General features: G+C 62.3%; 21 protein-coding genes. 4 read left to right on the forward strand and 17 right to left on the reverse strand.

Going from position 1 to position 17,283, the window contains the following annotated elements; genetic code table 11:
- Positions 1 to 181 precede the first annotated feature (181 nt).
- From CXK91_RS20695 to CXK91_RS20715, 5 genes are all read right to left on the reverse strand, one after another.
- Positions 182 to 1,015, reverse strand: a complete 834-nt coding sequence (locus CXK91_RS20695) for a DUF2797 domain-containing protein (protein WP_103457897.1) — start codon at positions 1,013 to 1,015, stop codon at positions 182 to 184.
- Positions 1,015 to 1,293 (reverse strand): YeaC family protein, encoded by a 279-nt coding sequence (locus CXK91_RS20700; RefSeq protein WP_103457898.1) that lies wholly within the window; start codon positions 1,291 to 1,293, stop codon positions 1,015 to 1,017. Before CXK91_RS20700 ends, CXK91_RS20695 begins: the two co-directional genes overlap by 1 nt.
- Positions 1,294 to 1,361: 68 nt before the next feature.
- Positions 1,362 to 2,222: a rhomboid family intramembrane serine protease gene (locus tag CXK91_RS20705; RefSeq protein ID WP_103457899.1), complete on the reverse strand. Its 861-nt coding sequence runs from the start codon at positions 2,220 to 2,222 to the stop codon at positions 1,362 to 1,364.
- The gene (locus CXK91_RS20710; protein ID WP_103457900.1) at positions 2,219 to 3,187 is read right to left on the reverse strand and encodes a metallophosphoesterase; all 969 of its coding nucleotides are present in this window, start codon (positions 3,185 to 3,187) and stop codon (positions 2,219 to 2,221) included. Before CXK91_RS20710 ends, CXK91_RS20705 begins: the two co-directional genes overlap by 4 nt.
- A complete protein-coding gene (locus CXK91_RS20715; protein WP_003280695.1) occupies positions 3,187 to 4,074 on the reverse strand; it encodes an NAD(+) kinase in 888 nt (295 codons plus the stop codon). Before CXK91_RS20715 ends, CXK91_RS20710 begins: the two co-directional genes overlap by 1 nt.
- A 211-nt stretch (positions 4,075 to 4,285) precedes the next feature.
- Here CXK91_RS20715 and CXK91_RS20720 point away from each other — a divergent pair, with 211 nt between their 5' ends.
- Positions 4,286 to 5,251 (forward strand): DUF1853 family protein, encoded by a 966-nt coding sequence (locus CXK91_RS20720; RefSeq protein ID WP_103457901.1) that lies wholly within the window; start codon positions 4,286 to 4,288, stop codon positions 5,249 to 5,251.
- A 63-nt stretch (positions 5,252 to 5,314) separates the two neighbouring features.
- Entirely contained in the window at positions 5,315 to 6,535 is a 1,221-nt protein-coding gene (gene chrA, locus CXK91_RS20725; protein ID WP_103457902.1) for a chromate efflux transporter, read from the forward strand.
- Positions 6,536 to 6,541: 6 nt separating this feature from the next.
- Here the strand turns inward: chrA and CXK91_RS20730 are convergent, their stop codons facing one another.
- A complete protein-coding gene (locus tag CXK91_RS20730) occupies positions 6,542 to 7,294 on the reverse strand; it encodes a sulfite exporter TauE/SafE family protein (RefSeq protein WP_103457903.1) in 753 nt (250 codons plus the stop codon).
- 109 nt (positions 7,295 to 7,403) lie between these two features.
- Here CXK91_RS20730 and CXK91_RS20735 point away from each other — a divergent pair, with 109 nt between their 5' ends.
- Positions 7,404 to 8,360: a LysR family transcriptional regulator gene (locus CXK91_RS20735; RefSeq protein WP_103457904.1), complete on the forward strand. Its 957-nt coding sequence runs from the start codon at positions 7,404 to 7,406 to the stop codon at positions 8,358 to 8,360.
- Positions 8,361 to 8,363: 3 nt separating this feature from the next.
- Here CXK91_RS20735 and CXK91_RS20740 read toward each other — a convergent pair whose 3' ends face one another.
- From CXK91_RS20740 to speE, 6 genes are all read right to left on the reverse strand, one after another.
- Positions 8,364 to 8,705, reverse strand: a complete 342-nt coding sequence (locus CXK91_RS20740; RefSeq protein WP_003280687.1) for a ribonuclease E inhibitor RraB — start codon at positions 8,703 to 8,705, stop codon at positions 8,364 to 8,366.
- 206 nt (positions 8,706 to 8,911) lie between these two features.
- Entirely contained in the window at positions 8,912 to 9,646 is a 735-nt protein-coding gene (locus CXK91_RS20745) for a proteasome-type protease (RefSeq protein WP_103457905.1), read from the reverse strand.
- A 90-nt stretch (positions 9,647 to 9,736) separates the two neighbouring features.
- Positions 9,737 to 10,531, reverse strand: a complete 795-nt coding sequence (locus tag CXK91_RS20750) for a transglutaminase family protein (RefSeq protein ID WP_103457906.1) — start codon at positions 10,529 to 10,531, stop codon at positions 9,737 to 9,739.
- Positions 10,528 to 11,478: an alpha-E domain-containing protein gene (locus CXK91_RS20755; RefSeq protein ID WP_038659117.1), complete on the reverse strand. Its 951-nt coding sequence runs from the start codon at positions 11,476 to 11,478 to the stop codon at positions 10,528 to 10,530. Before CXK91_RS20755 ends, CXK91_RS20750 begins: the two co-directional genes overlap by 4 nt.
- On the reverse strand, positions 11,479 to 12,891 hold the full coding sequence (locus CXK91_RS20760) for a circularly permuted type 2 ATP-grasp protein (RefSeq protein WP_103457907.1): 1,413 nt from the start codon (positions 12,889 to 12,891) through the stop codon (positions 11,479 to 11,481).
- Positions 12,892 to 13,068: 177 nt separating this feature from the next.
- Positions 13,069 to 13,929 carry a polyamine aminopropyltransferase gene (gene speE / locus CXK91_RS20765; protein ID WP_103457908.1) on the reverse strand — a complete coding sequence of 287 codons (861 nt, stop codon included), beginning with the start codon at positions 13,927 to 13,929 and terminating at the stop codon, positions 13,069 to 13,071.
- A gap of 190 nt (positions 13,930 to 14,119) precedes the next feature.
- Here speE and CXK91_RS20770 point away from each other — a divergent pair, with 190 nt between their 5' ends.
- A complete protein-coding gene (locus CXK91_RS20770; RefSeq protein WP_103457909.1) occupies positions 14,120 to 15,004 on the forward strand; it encodes a DNA-3-methyladenine glycosylase family protein in 885 nt (294 codons plus the stop codon).
- On the opposite strand, the gene CXK91_RS20775 is transcribed toward CXK91_RS20770, so the two are convergent.
- From CXK91_RS20775 to CXK91_RS20795, 5 genes are all read right to left on the reverse strand, one after another.
- Positions 15,001 to 15,561: a histidine phosphatase family protein gene (locus CXK91_RS20775; protein ID WP_103457910.1), complete on the reverse strand. Its 561-nt coding sequence runs from the start codon at positions 15,559 to 15,561 to the stop codon at positions 15,001 to 15,003. The genes CXK91_RS20770 and CXK91_RS20775 overlap by 4 nt on opposite strands.
- A gap of 3 nt (positions 15,562 to 15,564) precedes the next feature.
- On the reverse strand, positions 15,565 to 15,756 hold the full coding sequence (locus CXK91_RS20780; protein ID WP_103457911.1) for a PLDc N-terminal domain-containing protein: 192 nt from the start codon (positions 15,754 to 15,756) through the stop codon (positions 15,565 to 15,567).
- Between the two features lie 6 nt (positions 15,757 to 15,762).
- A complete protein-coding gene (locus CXK91_RS20785; protein ID WP_103457912.1) occupies positions 15,763 to 15,972 on the reverse strand; it encodes a PLDc N-terminal domain-containing protein in 210 nt (69 codons plus the stop codon).
- Positions 15,973 to 16,051: 79 nt separating this feature from the next.
- Entirely contained in the window at positions 16,052 to 16,735 is a 684-nt protein-coding gene (gene mtnC, locus CXK91_RS20790) for an acireductone synthase (RefSeq protein WP_103457913.1), read from the reverse strand.
- 1 nt (position 16,736) lies between these two features.
- Positions 16,737 to 17,282 (reverse strand): 1,2-dihydroxy-3-keto-5-methylthiopentene dioxygenase, encoded by a 546-nt coding sequence (locus CXK91_RS20795; RefSeq protein WP_103457914.1) that lies wholly within the window; start codon positions 17,280 to 17,282, stop codon positions 16,737 to 16,739.
- Position 17,283 lies beyond the last annotated feature (1 nt).

A 17,283-nucleotide genomic window follows, 5' to 3' on the forward strand; every position in this document is an offset into this window, starting at 1 on the left:
AGCGCCTGTAGCGGCGGACTTGTAGGGTGGAAAACGGCGCAGCCTTTTCCACGCGATTGTTCCAGGCCGCTCATCCTTGAGCCGTCGGCCCTTAGCGCCGCAGGGTGGATGCCGCTTCTTACATCCGTATGCACCCACTGCGCCCTGCTCCGCGGTGGTCAAGGTTGCACCGTTGTCCACCCTACGCAGCAGTGCTGGCGGCGACCTGATAAGCGGTGAACTTGCGGATATTGATCACGCCGGTGTCGAGAATCAGGTACTGGCCCTTGATGCCCCTGAGCGTGCCCTCGACCACGGGTGTCTTCTCCAAATCGAGGCTGACCACCTTGGTCGGATAGGCCTCCACGGGATAGCGAATCTCCAGCACCTCGGCATCGGCCACCGGCTGGATCGCCTGCAGGCCGTAGCGCTGTTGCAACTCGCGCAACCCCGCGGCGCAGGCATCGAAGATCTGCTCGCGCATTTCGATCAGGTCGATCGGCTCAGCGTCACTTTTGAGCAGCGCCCGCCAGTTGGTGCGATCCGCCACCTGGCTGCGCAGCAGATCTTCCACCATGCCCGACTGCAGGCGTGTGGCAACCCGCATGATCGGCAGCGCCTGGCTGGCGCCCTGATCGAGCCAGCGCGTCGGCAATTGCGTAGCACGGGTGATGCCGACCTTGATGCCTGACGAGTTGGCCAGGTAGACCACGTGGTCGGTCATGCAGAAGTCCATGCCCCACTGCGGATCGCGGCAGGTGCCGAAGTCGTGGTGGCATTTTTCCGGGCTCATGATGCAGACATCGCACTGCGGTAGCTTTTTAAAGCAGGGATAACAATAACCCTGGCTGAAACTTTTGTTGGTCTTGCGTCCGCAATGGGTGCAGTTGATGGCGCCAAGGTACTCCAGCCGCAAGGTCTTGCCGATCAGCGGATTGACCGGCACCAGTTCGTCATTCAGGCGGAAGGAATACTGCGCCGGTGCGCCGAGCTGAATCGACATTTTGCTTAGCGCGCCACGTCCCAATTCGAGCATCAGTGGCGGGTTCCCGAAGCGGGAGCGAACAGACTGCTGTCGATGGCCGGCTCGGCCTTCTTGCTCTTGGAGCCGCACTCCTGGCCACCCATGAAGCCGGTACGCTGCTCTTCTGGAAGATTTTTCATCTCCCAGGCAATCACCGCCTGCATGCAGGTTTCTTTCTGTTCAGGGGTCAGCTTGCGGCCATCCGCCCATTTGCCGACCTCGAGGGCTTGCTTGAGGCTTGCGTAGATTTCGGGGGTGATGTTTTCGGCGGTTTGGATAAAGGTCGACATGGCCAGCTCCGAGGGAAACGAGCAGCCATTCTACCGGGCAGTCACGTTTTAGGGAAAAGGCCCGCAAGCTAACGGCGGCGCGCCAGCATGCCGCCAATCACGCCGGTGACACAGCCCGCGACAAGGCCGCCGACATGCGCAGCGTTGGCGATGGCCAGTGCGCCAAAACTGAGCACCTCGATAACGCCGGTCAAACAGATCACCAGCCACACCAGCATCAGCACCACCACACCGGGCGGCAATCGGTAGGCAGCGTTAGGGGCGAGTTTCTGGTACAGCCAGCAATGCCCGAGCAGGCCGTACAGCACGCCCGAAAGACCACCGAAGATACCCGGCCCACCGAACAAGTATTGAGCGAAGTTGGATACCAACCCGAACGCTATTGTCAGCGCCAGCAGCATCCAGGCTCGCTGATGCGCTTCAATGCGCCGCCCCAGCTCCCAGAACCACATGCTGTTCATTGCCAGATGCAAAATGCCGAAGTGCACGAAGATCGGCGTGATCAACCGCCACCATTGCCCGGTTGCGAGCGTCTGGTCCAGCGACGCGAAGTAGGCGTATTCGCCCTCGACACGGAAGTCGACGAAATTCAGCCAGCGGATCGTCGCGAAGTTGTCGCCGAGCATGGTGACGGCTGCGACAACCAGGGTGAAAACCAGAACCAGCGCGGTGAGGGGGCTTGCGCGCAAAGCTGCTACGAAACCGCCGCGCCGACGCGGCTGTTCGATGACGATGCTGTCGTCGCCCCGGGGATGCCGAGCGTACAGGTCGCGAACCTGCTCGACGACCTCAGCCGGCACACGCAGCACCTGCTGGTCACCCTCCTCCGACACTCGGCACGGCACCCGCAGGCGGTGCAACAAGGCGATGAAGCCGCTCAGATCTTCCGACAGCGGCAGGCGCAGGGCTTCGGCAACGGACATGCTCATTGGAACACCGCCTGCACATCGATCCAGACGAACTTGGCCGGGTCCAGACGCGTCTCCCGGTCCAGCCGGTAAGCCACCAACTTGCCGTTCTTTACCGCGCTGTAATCCAGGCAGGCCAGGTTATCGCGAAGGGGCCCGGGACGGCCGCGGCGCCAGTAGTGGCCGACGAACAGCAAAGGCTCGTCCGGGCCGTAGAGGAACAGGCGATTCTTCTGCTGTTGCGATAAGGGCATGCGTGCCGCATGGTCCGGCAGGCCGTCGGGCTGAAAAACGACGTCCCCGTAGGTTTGCGGGTTCTCTTCCCAGAACTTGGTGCGGAAAAAGGTACGCACGAAACCCTCCTCACTGGTCAACGTCATGCCTTCGGGCAGCGGCATGTCGGTACCGCGCAGCAGGCGGTCGAGCGCCTGGCAGATGAAGGTGCCCGGCAGGCCGGCCTCACGCAGAATTCCTCGATTGATGCAGGCATCGTTAAGGAACGGACGCAGACGCGCGATCACGTCGCTGTCCCAGCACGCGTGCACGACGCGGAAGCGCTCGCTCTCGAGAAAAAGCGGCAGGCCGTAGAACCATTCACGAAAGGCTTTCCACTCCTCGGGATAGGCTTCGAACTGCTGGAAGGTCTCCTGCAACAGCCGGGCGAAACGCGGCGAATGCTCGCGCACGAAATCGCGACCGCTGCCCGGTGGTGCGGGCATGTACCAACCCAGCGCGTTGAACTCATGGTTGCCCATGATGCAGTAGGCCTGCCCACGGTCGACCATGTCGTAGACCAGATGCAGCGCCTCACGGATATGTGGCCCGCGATCGATGATGTCGCCGAGGAAGATCACCTGCCGCCGCGAATGTCGCCAAACTCCACCCTGCAAGCGATAGCCCAGTGAATCCAGCAGGCGCGCCAGCGCACGGCCGCAGCCATGCACGTCACCGATCAGGTCGTAGCCGCGCTCGGGATCAAGCAGCATCAATCGCCCCCGCCGAGGCGACTACCCCAGCCAAGCTTGGTTCGGCAGACTTCGTAGTAGTTGTGGTCCAGCGGGTGGATCAGGTGCAGCTTCTGCGGCTTCTTGCGCACGGTCACGGTATCGCCCGGTGCGCAAGTGAAGTGGTTCTGGCCATCGCAGGACACCTGCGGATAGATCTGCATGTTTGGTGACACCACGATCTTCAGCTCGCTGTTGCCGTCGACCACGATCGGTCGGCTCGACAGGGTATGCGGGTACATGGGCACGACAACGATGGCATCCAGCCGCGGATGCATGATCGGACCGCCAGCGGAAAGCGAATAGGCCGTGGAGCCGGTGGGCGTCGCCACGATCAGCCCGTCGGCCTTCTGGCTGCAGACGAACTGGCCGTCGATGTACAGCTCGAATTCGATCATTCGCGTGGATTTGCCGGGGTGCAGCACCACGTCGTTGAGCGCGTCGCCCTCGCCGATCGGCTCGTCGAAACGTCGGGCCTGGGCTTCGAGCAGGAAACGATTCTCCAGCGTGTATTGCCCGTTGAGCACCTCGGCAACTTTCTCTTCCAGCTCGTCCGGGCGAATGTCGGTGAGAAAGCCGAGGCTGCCGCGGTTGATGCCGAGGACCGGCACCCGGTGCTTTGCCATCGCCCGGGCCGCGCCCAGCAGGCTACCGTCACCGCCGACCACGATCACCAGATCGCAGGATTCGCCCAGGCGCTGCCTGGATGACGTCTGCATGCCATGGCCCGGCAGCACCTCGGCGATGTTCTCTTCGAGAATCACGTGCAGATGGCGCTCGACGAGGAATCGCTTCAGCCGGCGGATTGTATCCAGCACCTGGGAGCTTCCCAGACGACCGATGATGCCGATATTGCGAAATTGCTCCATTGACGTTCCCTGGTGTGGCTGGGCAGATGTTGCGGGCAGTCGCAACGCTCGAAAGTAACACGCGGCACCCTGGCAAGATCGCCGATGCGGATAGCCGATACGCCTGGAATCCAGCACAGGCGTTAGAGCCTTTGGCCGGCGCCGTGTTCAGCGGCAGTGGATTATCAGCGAAACGCCGGACCATCAGCAAACCGGCAGCTATGCTGCACGCATGAGCCTTTGCAGTCTTGCCGACTTACCCAATCGTCTCCAGCATCCGCAGGTGCGCGATCTCGCCTGGACGATCCTTTCGCCGTCATTGCTGAGCGAGGCGCCAAGGTGTCAGCGGAACCCACTGACCGCCAGCCGCTGGAACAACGAGCCGGGGTTGCTGGCCGACTGGCTGCTGCGCCAGGACGCCGAGCCATCCATCCTCCACGCCTGGTTGTCGCTGCACAGCACTCGGCGATTGGGTCTGTATTACGAAAGACTGTGGCAGTACGCGCTATCCCAGGCGCCCGATATCCAGCTGCTCGCGGCGAACCTGCCGATTCGACAGAACGGCAGCACCCTCGGTGAGCTCGACCTGCTGTTCTGTGATGACCAAGGCGTGCACCATCTCGAGCTGGCCGTGAAGTTCTATCTGGGCCTCGCATCAGGCGATGGTAGCCAACACGCGCATTGGCTTGGCCCTGGCAGCCATGACCGCCTTGACCTCAAGCTCGCCCACATGTGCCAGCATCAGCTGCCGCTGTGTACCCAGCCGGCAACCCTGGCAGTGCTCGCTGAACTTACTGGCCGGCCAGTGCAGAGCAGCTTCTGGCTCGGCGGTTATCTGTTCCAGCCGTGGCCGCGGGGGTGCACGCCTCCGCTCGGCGCCAATCCGCATCACCTGCACGGCCGCTGGGTTCGCCAGGCCGACTGGCCGATCTATGAGGCCGAAAAACCCGGAGCGGTTTGGCAGCCTATTGAGCGCGGTGCATGGCTGGCAGCAGCGCGCGTCGCCGCTGCGCAGCGTTGGGACGCTAGCAGCTTTGCCGACTGGTTGGCCAGCGGACCGGCTGCCACACGAGCGCAACTCCTGGCACGGCTTGAACCGGATGCTTCAGGCGTTTGGCTGGAGCAGGAAAGAGTTTTTCTCGTCACCGACGATTGGCCGCGCAACGGCGCCGCAACGCAATCTCCGTCATCCACCTGACACGTTCACCGGCTAGACTGCCTGCCCGACTCGACCCTGCAGATCGACATCCGACGGACCCGCATGCCTACCGCCTCGAAAGTTAATTCAGCAACTGCCCGACTCGACGCCTGGACGATTTTTCTGGTGTTTCTGCGCCTTGGCCTGACCTCCTTTGGTGGGCCGATCGCACACCTTGGCTATTTCCGCGAGGAGTTCGTTCGACGCCGCGGCTGGCTGGACGAGCGCAGTTACGCCGACCTGGTCGCGCTCTGCCAGTTTCTTCCCGGCCCAGCCAGCAGCCAGGTTGGCCTGGCGATCGGCCTGCTACGCGGCGGTTATCGCGGCTCGCTGGCGGCTTGGGCGGGCTTCACCCTGCCATCGGCGATCGCGTTGACGCTGTTCGCGTTGGGTATCTCCACGTGGGGCGATGCACTGCCCAGTGGCATCCTTCACGGCCTTAAAATCGTTGCCGTTGCGGTGGTAGCGCAGGCCGTATGGGGCATGGCGCGAACGCTATGCACCGACGGGCCGCGGATCGCCATCGCCCTCATGGCGGCAAGCGCCGTGTTGTTGCTTCCCTTCGTCTGGGGTCAGGTCGCCGTCATCGTCGCGGCTGGCCTGATCGGGCTGCTTGTATTCCGCCCAACCACCATCGACTCGCATGCAACGTTGGCTGTTACCGTTACAGCCCGGAGCGCACTGGTGGCATTGATCCTGTTCTTCGCGCTGCTTGCGCTGCTGCCGCTACTCGCCAGCAGCACGGGCAGCCACGCATTGGCACAGGTCGACGCGTTCTACCGGACGGGCGCTCTGGTGTTCGGCGGCGGCCACGTGGTGTTGCCCCTGCTGCAGGCGGAGGTAGTGCCCTCAGGCTGGGTGGACAATGACGTATTCCTGGCCGGTTATGGCGCCGCGCAGGCCGTACCGGGCCCGTTGTTCACTTTTGCTGCATTCCTCGGCGCCTCGATGAACGACGCACCCAGCAGCTTGTTTGGTGCGGCGCTGTGTTTGGTAGCAGTGTTCGTCCCTTCGTTTCTGCTAGTGATCGGCGCACTGCCCTTCTGGGAACGACTGCGCAGCAACAGGCGCACTCAGGCGGCACTGGCAGGCATCAACGCCGCGGTGGTCGGGCTGCTGCTGGCCGCGCTGTACGATCCGGTATGGAGCAGTGCGATCAAGGCGCCAGAACACTTCGTCCTCGCCCTGGTCGCCCTGGCCGCACTGATGTACTGGAAATTGCCGCCGTGGCTGGTGGTGCTCGGTGGGGCCATCGGTGGCGGGCTACTCGGTCTGATGGGCTGAGGGCGGTCAGCTCTCCAGCGCCAACAGCACTGCGCTGGCCACCAGAAAAATGCTGAACAACAACCGCAACAACCGTTCGGGCAAGGCATGCGCAAGCCGAACGCCCAGGCTGATGCTGAGCAGCCCGCCAACTGCCAGGGGCAAGCCCAGCAGCCAGTTGACCTGATGATGCAGCGCATAGGTGACCAGGGTGACGCCCGTGCTCGGCGCCGCCAGCGCCAGCGACAGGCCCTGGGCAACCACCTGCGAGGTACCGAATACACTGGTCAGGATCGGTGTGGCGATGACTGCACCACCGACTCCGAATAGACCACCGAGTGCTCCGGCGCCGGCACCGAGCACGCCCAGCCATGGCCACGGATGACGGAGTTGGCCGTCACCAGGGGCCGGACGTAGAAACACCCGCAACAACGTGTACGCTGCCAGTGCCAGCAGAAAGCCGACGAAAGCCAAGCGCATGCGCCCGGCATCCAGCGACACCGCAACGGCCGCGCCTGCGATAGCGAACACGAAGCTGGCGCTACCCAGTGCGAGGGCATGCCGCCAATCAATGCGATTGCGCTGGTGATAACGCCAGATGGCGAGCAACACGTTGGGTACGACCATCACCAGCGCCGTACCCTGCGCCAGTTGCTGGTCCAGGCCAAACAGGACACCCAGCACCGGAATTGCGATCAGCCCACCGCCAATACCGAACAATCCGCCGAGCGTGCCTAACGCCAACCCGAGCAGCACGTTCAATCCGACATCCAGCAGCATTCCGGCACTCCAGTTCGATGGGGCGCTCATCGTACGCTGCCACCGCTGGCACCGGTACGCATAGCCCCGCACAATGGCTTTGCGTAAAACGCACAAGCAAGGAGTTCAGATGCTGCCCGATGCCCTTTCCGCCCAGCTCAGCCTGTTCATCGACGTGCTCGACGCCGGCAGTTTCTCTGCCGCCGCGCGCCGCCATGGACTGACACCTTCGGCCGTGGCACGGCGCATCGACGCGCTGGAGCAGGCGCTCGGCTGTCAGCTATTCAGTCGTAGCACCCATGCGGTTCGCCCAATGCCCGCGGCGCTGGCATTTGCCGAGCGCGCCCGGCGCATCGTTCAGGAACTGCATCTGGCGCGCGCAGAGGCAACGTCGCTGGACAGCGCACCTAAGGGGCGCATCCGTATCGACGCGCCAGCCCCCTTCGGTCGCCGTCACCTGGCTCCGGCATTGGCGGAATTTCTGCAGGCCTATCCCGGGGTCGATGTTCAGCTGCGCCTGATCGATAGCTTCGTCGACCTCCAGGGCGAGCATTTAGGGGAAGTCGATCTGGTACTGCGCATCGGCCCATTAGCCGATACACGACTGGTCGCCACGCCGCTGGCGCCGATGGTGCGAGTCGTCTGCGCCAGCCCCGCCTATCTGGAGCGCCGAGGGGTACCACTGCAGCCAGAAGAATTACCCGAACATGACGGGCTGGATTGGGATGCCCTGGCGCCGCCACATGCCTGGCGCTTCGAGCGTGGCGGGAGGCCTCAGCTGCTGCGCCCTGGTAGGTTGCGCATGGTGGCGAACAACGCCGAAGCGCTGCTGGCCGGAGTGCTGGGCGGACTTGGCATCGCCCATCTACCCACTTGGCTGATCAGCGATTACCTGCTGCGCGGTGAGCTGTTGCCGCTGTTCTGCGAAGGGGGATTACCGCCGCCGGAAGCCAGTGGCATCTATGCACTGCGCCTGACACGCGAAGCGGATTCACGGAGCCGGCTTCTGTTGGAGTTTCTGAAAAATCGCTTCGGCCCGGTCCCTCCCTGGGACCAGGCACTTCAGAGCGGTTTCAAAAGGGAGTGAAGGTCAAGCTCTCTGACCTTCGAGCTCCTGGGTGACGCCCCAGCCATCGAGCACCCCGCCAAGGGGTTCGACCAGATATTCAAGGTCCTGCTCGAAATCGCCGATGCCGTCGAACGTTGCGTACATCACCTTGCTGATCTGCAGGTTCCAGTTTCCGTCCTCACGCGGAAACACCTGCGTATTGATGGTTTCGCCGCGAAAATTCTGTGCGGCTCTCTGGGCACGGTCCTGCTCGGGAAATACCGCGTAGAACTCGATAGGATGCACACGGGCGAAATCGAAACCGCCCTCCTTCATCCGGCGCAGAACGGTGCTGCTGACATCCTCGTGGAAGGTGGTGCTCATGAATCAGCCTCCTCTCATACTGGATGGAGTTGCCACGAGCTCAGCGGGAGATCGGCTCCGTCGTCAAGACATCGGGCAAACGGGAGTCGCAACAGCTAGTCGAAGTAACGCGGTGGACGATGTCCACAGTGACAAGCTAGCAGGCCGCGAAGCTGACTGCGAGAGCTATATGGCGTCACGCCACATCAGCAGCGAATCACGGCCCCTTACTCCAGATAGAGGCCCGGGGCTGATGGCAGTTCAACGAGCATCCGTCTCAGGTTGCTGCACCACTGCTCGCGAATTCCCTCGTAATAGGCGTCGCCCTCCTCCACGCGATAGCCGGCGGGCAGCTCGAGACTGTCCTTGCGATAAACCAACACATCCAGCGGCATACCTACCGACAGATTGCTGCGGATGGTCGAGTCGAAGGAGATCAGCGCACAGCGAAGCGCCTGTTCGAGGCCAGTAGCGTGCTTCAGTGCGCGATCGAGAATGGGTTTACCGTACTTGCTTTCGCCGATCTGGAAGTAAGGCGTGTCTACCGTCGAGCTGATGAAGTTTCCCTGCGGGTACAGGTTGTAAAGTTCGGGGACTTCACCTTTGATCTGCCCACCCACCAGGAAAGAGCTGCTCATGTCGATTCCCGAACTCATGCTCGGTGACGCATCGTGCTCCACGACTTCGCGCAGCGTATCGCCGACCAGGCGTGCGGCGGCAAACATGCTGGGAACGTTGTTGAGATTGACGCCTTCGGCCGTTAACCGATGGCGCAACAAGCTCACCACTGCTTGCGAGGTGGCCAGATTACCGGCGGTCTGCAGCACGATCAGGCGCTCGCCCGGCAGGCCAAAACGGTAAAGCTTGCGGAACGTGGCGATATGATCGACACCGGCGTTGGTCCGCGAGTCGGACACGAACACCAGTCCGTCGGCAAGATTCATGGCGACACAGTAAGTCATTACTCGGACTCTTTTGATTGAGGGACCGCCCCCAGGCAGGCGCGGATGGTAACCCAGCCACGTCGTACCGCAAGGCCACGCCCCGGAGCACTACTGCTGCGCCATTTGCATCGGCATCACCTGCACTCGCGCATGCATCGACTCGCAGCCACCGCCCCGGCGCATCCCACGCACGGGGCAGGCGTCGAGATAATCCAGCCCCACCGCCAGCTTGAGATGGCGATCCGGACGAATCAGTCGGTTCGATACATCGAAGCTATACCAGAGCCCCTCCACCCATGCCTCGACCCAGGCGTGACTGGCCAGGTGGTCACTGTCATCGGTGAGCAGATAGCCCGATACATAACGCGCTGGTATACCCAGGCTACGAGCACACGCGATGAAGGCGTGACTGTGGTCCTGGCAGACGCCTGCACGACCCGCAAATGACTGCGCGGCCGTGCTTCCCACGTGCGTCGCACCCGGGGTGTAGACCATGTGATCGGCGAGCGCGTGCATCAGCTGCGCCAGCGAGTCCCGCTCGGGACGGCTGCCGCACTGCTGCCGAGCGAAATCAGCCAAGGCGTCGTCAGCCTGAGTCAGCGGGCTGACCCGCAAAAACGGTAGCGGCGATGCGTCCTCGGTTTCGCATTCACAGGCTTCATCGATTTCCACCTGACCGCGAGCGCGAATGACGATCTCGTCATGGGGTTCGTCGAGTGTCAGCACATGCAGAACGTTGCCGTAGGGATCGAGCTGCGCACGCACCGGGCGCGGCAGCTCGAGCGCCCAGCTGAATACACGCTGGCGCTGGCTCTGCTGCGGAGTCAGGCGCAGGTACTGGATGCTTGCACGAACCTGATCTTCGTAGCGATAGCTGGTGTCGTGGCTTATCGATAGCTTCATGCTGCCTCCAGATAGGACGAGTGAATGGCGCTGCCGAGCCGGCCGATATGCTCGATGTAAACGCTGATCCAATCGTGCAGACCGAACTCGACCACCTCGTCGATTGCCGTATAGCGCAGTCCCGCTTCGAGCTCGGAAGCCAGACGTTGCGCAGGGCGCCCGTTCTCCCCCGGCAGACTGGCCAGGATCAGTTGCAGCTCCACCAGACAAGCGCGTAATGAGCGCGGCACGTCCGCACGCAATAGCAGCAGCTCCGCGACCTTGGCCGTCCGCGGGGACCCACGGTAGATCTCGGCAAACGCCTCGAACGAGGACAGCGCCCGCAGCAGCGCGCTCCACTGGTAATAGGCGCGAGCGGAACGGTCATCGAGCAGTTCGCTTTCCTCGCCTAGCAGCTCGTGGCGCGCATCGAGCAGACGCAAGGTGTTATCCGCGCGCTCGATAAAGGTGCCCAGCCGGATGAAGCGATAGGCATCGCTGCGCATGATGGTGCCCACGGTAGCCCCCCGAAACAGGTGCGAGCGTTCCTTGACCCACTCACAGAATCGGCTGATGCCGTAGCGTCCCAAGCCCTGCTCGGCGATGCCACGCATTTCCAGCCAGGCCGCGTTGATGTTCTCCCACATATCCGAGGTGATGCGGCCGCGCACGGCGTGGGCGTTGCTGCGAGCCAGGCGCAGGCAGTTGAACAAGCTGACGGGGTTGGCTTCCTCAAGGGCGAAGAAGTGCAGCATCCGCTCGGCATTCAACTGGCCGTGGCAGCGCAGATACTCGTCCAGGGTGCCGGTGATCAGCAGCGGCATCGCCAGCTCGTCGAGGCCATCGCCGCGTCCGCTTTGCGGCATCAGCGACAGCGAATAGCTCACATCCATCATGCGCGCCATGTTCTCGGCACGCTCCAGATAGCGGGACATCCAGTACAGGTCGGCAGCGGTTCTACTCAGCATTCAGCAATCCTCCACAACCCAGGTGTCCTTGGTTCCGCCGCCTTGCGACGAGTTGACCACCAGCGAGCCCTCACGCAGCGCAACACGGGTCAGCCCTCCAGGGACCAGACGTGTCTCGCGGCCACTGAGCACGAAGGGCCGAAGGTCGATGTGTCGTGGTGCGATACCGTTTTCGACGAAGGTTGGACAGGTCGACAGGCTCAGCGTGGGTTGAGCGATGTAGGCAGCCGGATTAGCCTTCAACCGGGCACGAAAGGCTTCGATCTCCCTTACGCTGGCCGCAGGGCCAACCAACATGCCGTACCCGCCAGAGCCTTGGGTTTCCTTGACCACCAACTCCGGCAAGTGAGCCAGAACGTGGGACAGTTCGTCTGGCTTGCGGCACTGCCAGGTCGGCACATTGGCGAGAATCGGCTCTTCGTCCAGATAGAAGCGGATCATGTCCGGGACGAATGGGTAGATCGACTTGTCATCCGCCACACCGGTACCGATGGCATTGGCCAGCACCAGATTGCCTGCCCGATACGCCGAGAGCAGGCCTGGCACACCCAGGGTCGAATCAGGATTGAATGCCAGCGGATCAAGAAAACCATCGTCGAGTCGGCGGTAGATCACATCCACCTGGCGCGCGCCGGAGGTGGTACGCATGTACAGGTGCTCGTCGCGAACGAACAGATCGGCCCCCTCGACCAGCTCGACACCCATTTCCCGCGCCAGAAAGGCGTGCTCGAAAAAGGCGCTGTTGAACCGACCCGGTGTCATTACCACCACGCAGGGATTATCCATCGGGCTCGAATGCTTGAGCGTTTCCAGCAACAGGTTCGGGTAGTGGTTGATCGGCGCGATGCGCTGTGCGGCGAACAGCTCGGGGAACAACCGCATCATCATCTTGCGGTCTTCGAGCATGTAGCTCACGCCGCTGGGTGTGCGCAGATTGTCTTCGAGTACGTAATAGGTGCCGTCGCCGTCGCGCACCAGATCCACGCCAGCAATGTGCGCGTAGATGTCTCCGTGCAGGTCGAGCCCCTGCATGGCAGGTTGATAGCCCTCGTTGGTCAGCACCTGCTCCGGTGCGATGACGCCTGCCTTGAGGATGCGCTGATCGTGGTAGATATCCGCAAGGAACAGGTTGAGCGCCTGGACCCGCTGGACACAGCCGCGCTCGACCATGCGCCATTCGCTCATCGGGATGGAGCGCGGAATGGTATCGAAAGGAATCAGACGCTCTGTGCCCTGCTCATCGCCGTACAGCGTAAAGGTGATGCCAGCCCGGTGGAACAGTAGATCGGCCTCGCGTCGGCGCTGGGCCAACATATCGGCTGGCGTGCTCGACAACCAGCTGGAAAACGGCTGGTAGTGAGGTCGGCAGCCGCCCTGGGGGTCGAACATTTCATCGTAGAAAACGCGGTCCATGCAAAGCCCTCGAGCACATACGTGCCCAGTCACAGTGCAAACCCCGCGCCACGAGAACAATTTCTTTCAAAACAGCAGGTTACGAATTAGAACAAAAAAGCCCGCACCGTTTCCGGGCGGGCCACGTCATCCACTAAGGTAGAGCGCCCCGTTTCGAGACACTCATCACACTTCGCCTCAGTCGTTGCTGGGCTTGGCGATTGCGTGCAACACGTACTGAGGCAGTGCGAAAGCGCCAATGTGCACGTGGGGGTTGTAGTAACGGGTAAAGATGCCGCTGCCTGCGAACCGTTGTAGCAGTGTTTCCAACGGCAGCTTGCGGTTCTCGGCACTGCAGGCGCCCCAAGCGAAAGTCATGGCGCCACCGATGTAGGTCGGCACCGCAGCCTGGTAGAAATGCCAGTCGCCGAAAAGGCCCTGCAGGCGCTTGGCAGTGGTCTGCACCTCGCCCAGCTGCATGAAGGGCGTTCCGTTTTGCGCCACCAGAATGCCGCCTTCGTTGAGGCAGCGCCGACATGCTTGGTAGAAATTCTCAGAGAACAGCGCTTCGCCGGGACCGATGGGATCGGTGGCGTCGGAAATGATGACGTCGAACTTCTCTTCGGTGGTCGCCACGAAGTGCATGCCGTCGTCGATCACCAGATTCAGCCGCGAATCATCGAAGGTTCCAGCGGAATGGTTTGGCAGGAACTCCTTGCACATTTCCACTACGGCGTCATCGATCTCGACCATCGTGATGCTTTCGATATCGCGATGGCGCGCCACCTCGCGCAGGATGCCGCCGTCGCCGCCGCCGATGATCAGCACACGGCGCGCCAGTCCATGGGACAGAATCGGCACATGGGTGAGCATCTCGTGGTAAATGAACTCGTCGGCTTCGGTGGTCTGGATCACTCCGTCCAATGCCATCACGCGTCCCATGCGGGCATTCTCGAAGATCACCAGATGCTGATGCTCGGTGTGTACTTCGTGCAGCAGCTTGTCGATCTGGAATCGCTGCCCGTATCCCTCGTAGAGAGTTTCCTGAAAGTCGCTCATCGGGTGTCTCCCTTGGCGCGGCGTCCGAAGCAGCGCTTCGGTGCCTGATAGCTGTCTGGCGTGGCAGGCAATGGAGCTTGCCCACCGAAAAGAGCCGCATTCTACGTTGGCCAAGATGACAGCGGTAACCGCGGGCAGCAAAAGCATACTTCGGGACGACAAAGCCGCATGCAGCCGCTAGGGTGCAGAGATGATCGAAACCTTGCACTTGCCTTACCTCGAACCTTGGGACTGGCAACAGTTCCACCGCCATTTTTCTCTGCGCCTGCTCCCCGGCGTGGAGCGACTGGACGCAGACGGTTACGCACGCACACTGCGTCTGGGCGAAGCCAGTGGCTGGCTTTGCGTGCGCTCACTGGATGATCGCCCAGCGCTCGAACTGACGCTCAGCGACTCGTTGCAACAAGCCACCCAGCCGCTTGTCCGTCAGGTGCGCAAGATGTTCGACCTGGACGCCGACCCGCATGCGATTGCCGCGCATTTCGTCCTCGACCCTGAATTGGCTCCGCTGATCGCTGCGCATCCCGGCCTGCGTCTTCCCGCCGCCTACGACCCGTTCGAACAGGCCGTACGGGCAGTGGTCGGCCAGCAGGTCACCGTCAAGGCGGCAGTGACCATCACCCGGCGCCTGGTGGAGCGTCTCGGCGAGCCGCTAGAGAGTCCGCCACACGGACTTGCAATGCTGTTCCCTACGGCGCAAGCGATCGCCGATGACCCGCTGGAAAATATCGGCATGCCTGCCAAACGTGCGCAGGCCCTGCGCCGCCTCGCCGCGGCCGTAGCCGAAGACGCGTTGCAGCTGCATGTGGAAGATGGCGCCGATGCGCTGGTGCAACGACTCTGCGAATTGCCGGGAATCGGCCCCTGGACCGCCGAGTACATTGCGTTACGGGGTTTCGGGGTTGCGGACGCCTTTCCTGCTGCCGATCTCGGGTTACTCAAAGCACCGCTGTGGGGAGTCGACGGTCTCACAGCCAAGGCGCTGGCCGAACGAGCCGAAGCGTGGCGCCCGTGGCGTGCCTATGCGGCCATCCACATCTGGGATAACTATGCAAAAGGGGCCAAGGGCGGCTAAGGCGGTGCGAGGCGCGCCAGCACCTTGGGTGGGCTAGCCAGTGGCCGGGCCAGGATAAATCCCTCGGCCGATTGCGGAAATATCCCGGTCAGCGCGGTGATATTGACCTGATGGGTGATCAGCACCGCCACCTCGCCAGCCTGCAGCTGCGCGACGGCATCGCGCAGCTCAGCAGTATGTCGGCGTTCGGTGGCAGGTGATGCGAAGAACGAATCCAGCGCGGGTAACGGCTCCACTAGCCCGACCGACATATTTTCGGCCGTCTCAAGTGCGCGGCACCAACGACTGCTGAACAAACGAACTTCGCCGAGGCCCTCTTCGCGTAGTCGCGCCCCCCAGCGAATCGCCTCGGAGCGGCCACGCTGGTCGAGGTTACGTTGAGTTCCGCAATCTTCGAGGACAAAACCTTCAGGATCACCCAGACCGGGAGCGGTGGCGTGGCGAAGAAGTAGCACGGCGCGACCTTCGCGCAGTGCCTGCCATGCAGCCTCGTCGTCAGCCTTGATCGCTTCGGCAACAAGGATCAGCGCGACGATAACCAGGCCACTGCGCCACATGCTTCACAGCCGCGCCTTGCCGAACGGCCCCGCCGCTACCGCCCACATGATCAGACCGACCACGGGCAACAGCAGAATTACAAATGACCAGACGACCTTGCGACCAACCTCGATGCCGCTACGCCAGACGTAGGCGATTGCCAAAATATCCAGCACCAGCACCACAATGGCCAGCGGGCCGCTCAGACTTTCCATCGGAGGCTACCGGTACGGCCCGCGCGAGTCAGGGCGATTGCCGCGCGGTCCCATGATTCCCCAGATGATCAGGCCGAGTACTGGCAGAAGTACGATCAGAAGAACCCAGAGCACTTTCTTGCCGCTGGTGCTGTCACTGCGAATAATGCTGATGATCGCCCAGATATCCAGTATCAGGATGAGAAGGCCGAAAATACCGCCGAAGGCGTCTCCCATGGGTACGCTCCTGTTTGAGTGAGTACCTAATCTAGGATGCCAGCGCGGCGGCAGGGTTCAGTACCGGCTCCGGAACCACTCAATAGCGACGCGGCTCAATCAGCGAAAAACTGGCAACGGTTGGATGCTTGCCGAGCAAACCGCCTTCACGCGCCACGCCGCAAACCTGCATGCCAGCCTGCCGGGCGGCATCCAATTCTTCGACCACATCGGAGAGGAACAGCACCTCGGCTGCCTGCAAGCCGATGGCTTCGGCAATGCGCTGATAGGACGCCACCTCGCGCTTGTGCCCGCTCGTAGTATCGAAATAGCCAGAGAACAACGACGTCAGGTCGCCAGCCTCAGAGCAGCCGAAAATCAGCTTCTGCGCCTGGATTGAGCCGGAGGAATACACGTAAAGACCGAAACCCTGCGTCTTCCATTCTCGCAGCGCAGCCACCGCGTCCGGGTAGACATGCCCCTTGAGCTGCCCGGCCCGATAGCCCTGGGCCCAGACCATGCCTTGCAGGGCCTTGAGCGACGTGGCCTTGCGATCACTGGCGATCCAGCCAAGCAGGATTTCGATGACGCGCTCAATATTGGCATCGGCCTCACCGCTTTCGCTGCGCACCGCTTCGATCTGCGCGGCGACGGCGGGCTCCTCGGCATGGCTGCGGATGTACGCTGGTAGATGCGCGCGAGCATAGGGAAACAGCACATCGAAGACGAAGCTGACAGCACTGGTGGTGCCTTCGATGTCGGTGAGAATCGCCTTGACCGGCATATCAGTCGTCCAGCCGCGGGAACTGATCGGCGATGCTCTCGCCAGTGAACTCTGCGACCCAGCCTTCAGGGTTGTTGAACAGGCGGATCGCGATGAAGTGCGGCTCTTCGCCCATGTCGAACCAGTGGCGCGTGCCGGCGGGCACAGAGATCAGGTCGTTCTTTTCGCACAGCACGGCGTAGACCATGTCGTCGATATGCAGGGTAAACAGCCCGCGCCCGGCAACGAAGAAGCGTACCTCGTCCTCGGCGTGGCGGTGCTCATCGAGGAACTTCGCGCGTAGTTCGTCCTTCTGCGGGTGGTCGCGGGTCAGGCTGATCACATCGACTGTGACGTAGCCGCGCTCGACCATCAGCTTGTCGATCTGCGGCCGGTAGGCGGCGATCACCTCCTCCTGGCTGGCCCCTGCGGCGATAGGTGCGCTGGCCTCCCAGCGCTCCAGCTGCACACCGACCTCAGCCAGGGTCGGGGCAATGTCTTCGAGGTGGCTCAGCACCTTGAGCGGTTGGTCTGGACGGGTCTCGTGATAGACGCTGAGGACACTCATG

The organism is Stutzerimonas stutzeri, from assembly GCF_002909485.1.
Classification (GTDB): domain Bacteria; phylum Pseudomonadota; class Gammaproteobacteria; order Pseudomonadales; family Pseudomonadaceae; genus Stutzerimonas; species Stutzerimonas stutzeri_AH.

Bases quoted from the DNA above. Each gene is read 5' to 3' on its own strand.
- CXK91_RS20695 (WP_103457897.1), bottom strand. From the start codon at position 1,015: ATGCTCGAATTGGGACGTGGCGCGCTAAGCAAAATGTCGATTCAGCTC.
- CXK91_RS20700 (WP_103457898.1), bottom strand. From the start codon at position 1,293: ATGTCGACCTTTATCCAAACCGCCGAAAACATCACCCCCGAAATCTAC.
- CXK91_RS20705 (WP_103457899.1), bottom strand. From the start codon at position 2,222: ATGAGCATGTCCGTTGCCGAAGCCCTGCGCCTGCCGCTGTCGGAAGAT.
- CXK91_RS20710 (WP_103457900.1), bottom strand. From the start codon at position 3,187: ATGCTGCTTGATCCCGAGCGCGGCTACGACCTGATCGGTGACGTGCAT.
- CXK91_RS20715 (WP_003280695.1), bottom strand. From the start codon at position 4,074: ATGGAGCAATTTCGCAATATCGGCATCATCGGTCGTCTGGGAAGCTCC.
- CXK91_RS20720 (WP_103457901.1), top strand. From the start codon at position 4,286: ATGAGCCTTTGCAGTCTTGCCGACTTACCCAATCGTCTCCAGCATCCG.
- chrA (WP_103457902.1), top strand. From the start codon at position 5,315: ATGCCTACCGCCTCGAAAGTTAATTCAGCAACTGCCCGACTCGACGCC.
- CXK91_RS20730 (WP_103457903.1), bottom strand. From the start codon at position 7,294: ATGCTGCTGGATGTCGGATTGAACGTGCTGCTCGGGTTGGCGTTAGGC.
- CXK91_RS20735 (WP_103457904.1), top strand. From the start codon at position 7,404: ATGCTGCCCGATGCCCTTTCCGCCCAGCTCAGCCTGTTCATCGACGTG.
- CXK91_RS20740 (WP_003280687.1), bottom strand. From the start codon at position 8,705: ATGAGCACCACCTTCCACGAGGATGTCAGCAGCACCGTTCTGCGCCGG.
- CXK91_RS20745 (WP_103457905.1), bottom strand. From the start codon at position 9,646: ATGACTTACTGTGTCGCCATGAATCTTGCCGACGGACTGGTGTTCGTG.
- CXK91_RS20750 (WP_103457906.1), bottom strand. From the start codon at position 10,531: ATGAAGCTATCGATAAGCCACGACACCAGCTATCGCTACGAAGATCAG.
- CXK91_RS20755 (WP_038659117.1), bottom strand. From the start codon at position 11,478: ATGCTGAGTAGAACCGCTGCCGACCTGTACTGGATGTCCCGCTATCTG.
- CXK91_RS20760 (WP_103457907.1), bottom strand. From the start codon at position 12,891: ATGGACCGCGTTTTCTACGATGAAATGTTCGACCCCCAGGGCGGCTGC.
- speE (WP_103457908.1), bottom strand. From the start codon at position 13,929: ATGAGCGACTTTCAGGAAACTCTCTACGAGGGATACGGGCAGCGATTC.
- CXK91_RS20770 (WP_103457909.1), top strand. From the start codon at position 14,120: ATGATCGAAACCTTGCACTTGCCTTACCTCGAACCTTGGGACTGGCAA.
- CXK91_RS20775 (WP_103457910.1), bottom strand. From the start codon at position 15,561: ATGTGGCGCAGTGGCCTGGTTATCGTCGCGCTGATCCTTGTTGCCGAA.
- CXK91_RS20780 (WP_103457911.1), bottom strand. From the start codon at position 15,756: ATGGAAAGTCTGAGCGGCCCGCTGGCCATTGTGGTGCTGGTGCTGGAT.
- CXK91_RS20785 (WP_103457912.1), bottom strand. From the start codon at position 15,972: ATGGGAGACGCCTTCGGCGGTATTTTCGGCCTTCTCATCCTGATACTG.
- mtnC (WP_103457913.1), bottom strand. From the start codon at position 16,735: ATGCCGGTCAAGGCGATTCTCACCGACATCGAAGGCACCACCAGTGCT.
- CXK91_RS20795 (WP_103457914.1), bottom strand. From the start codon at position 17,282: ATGAGTGTCCTCAGCGTCTATCACGAGACCCGTCCAGACCAACCGCTC.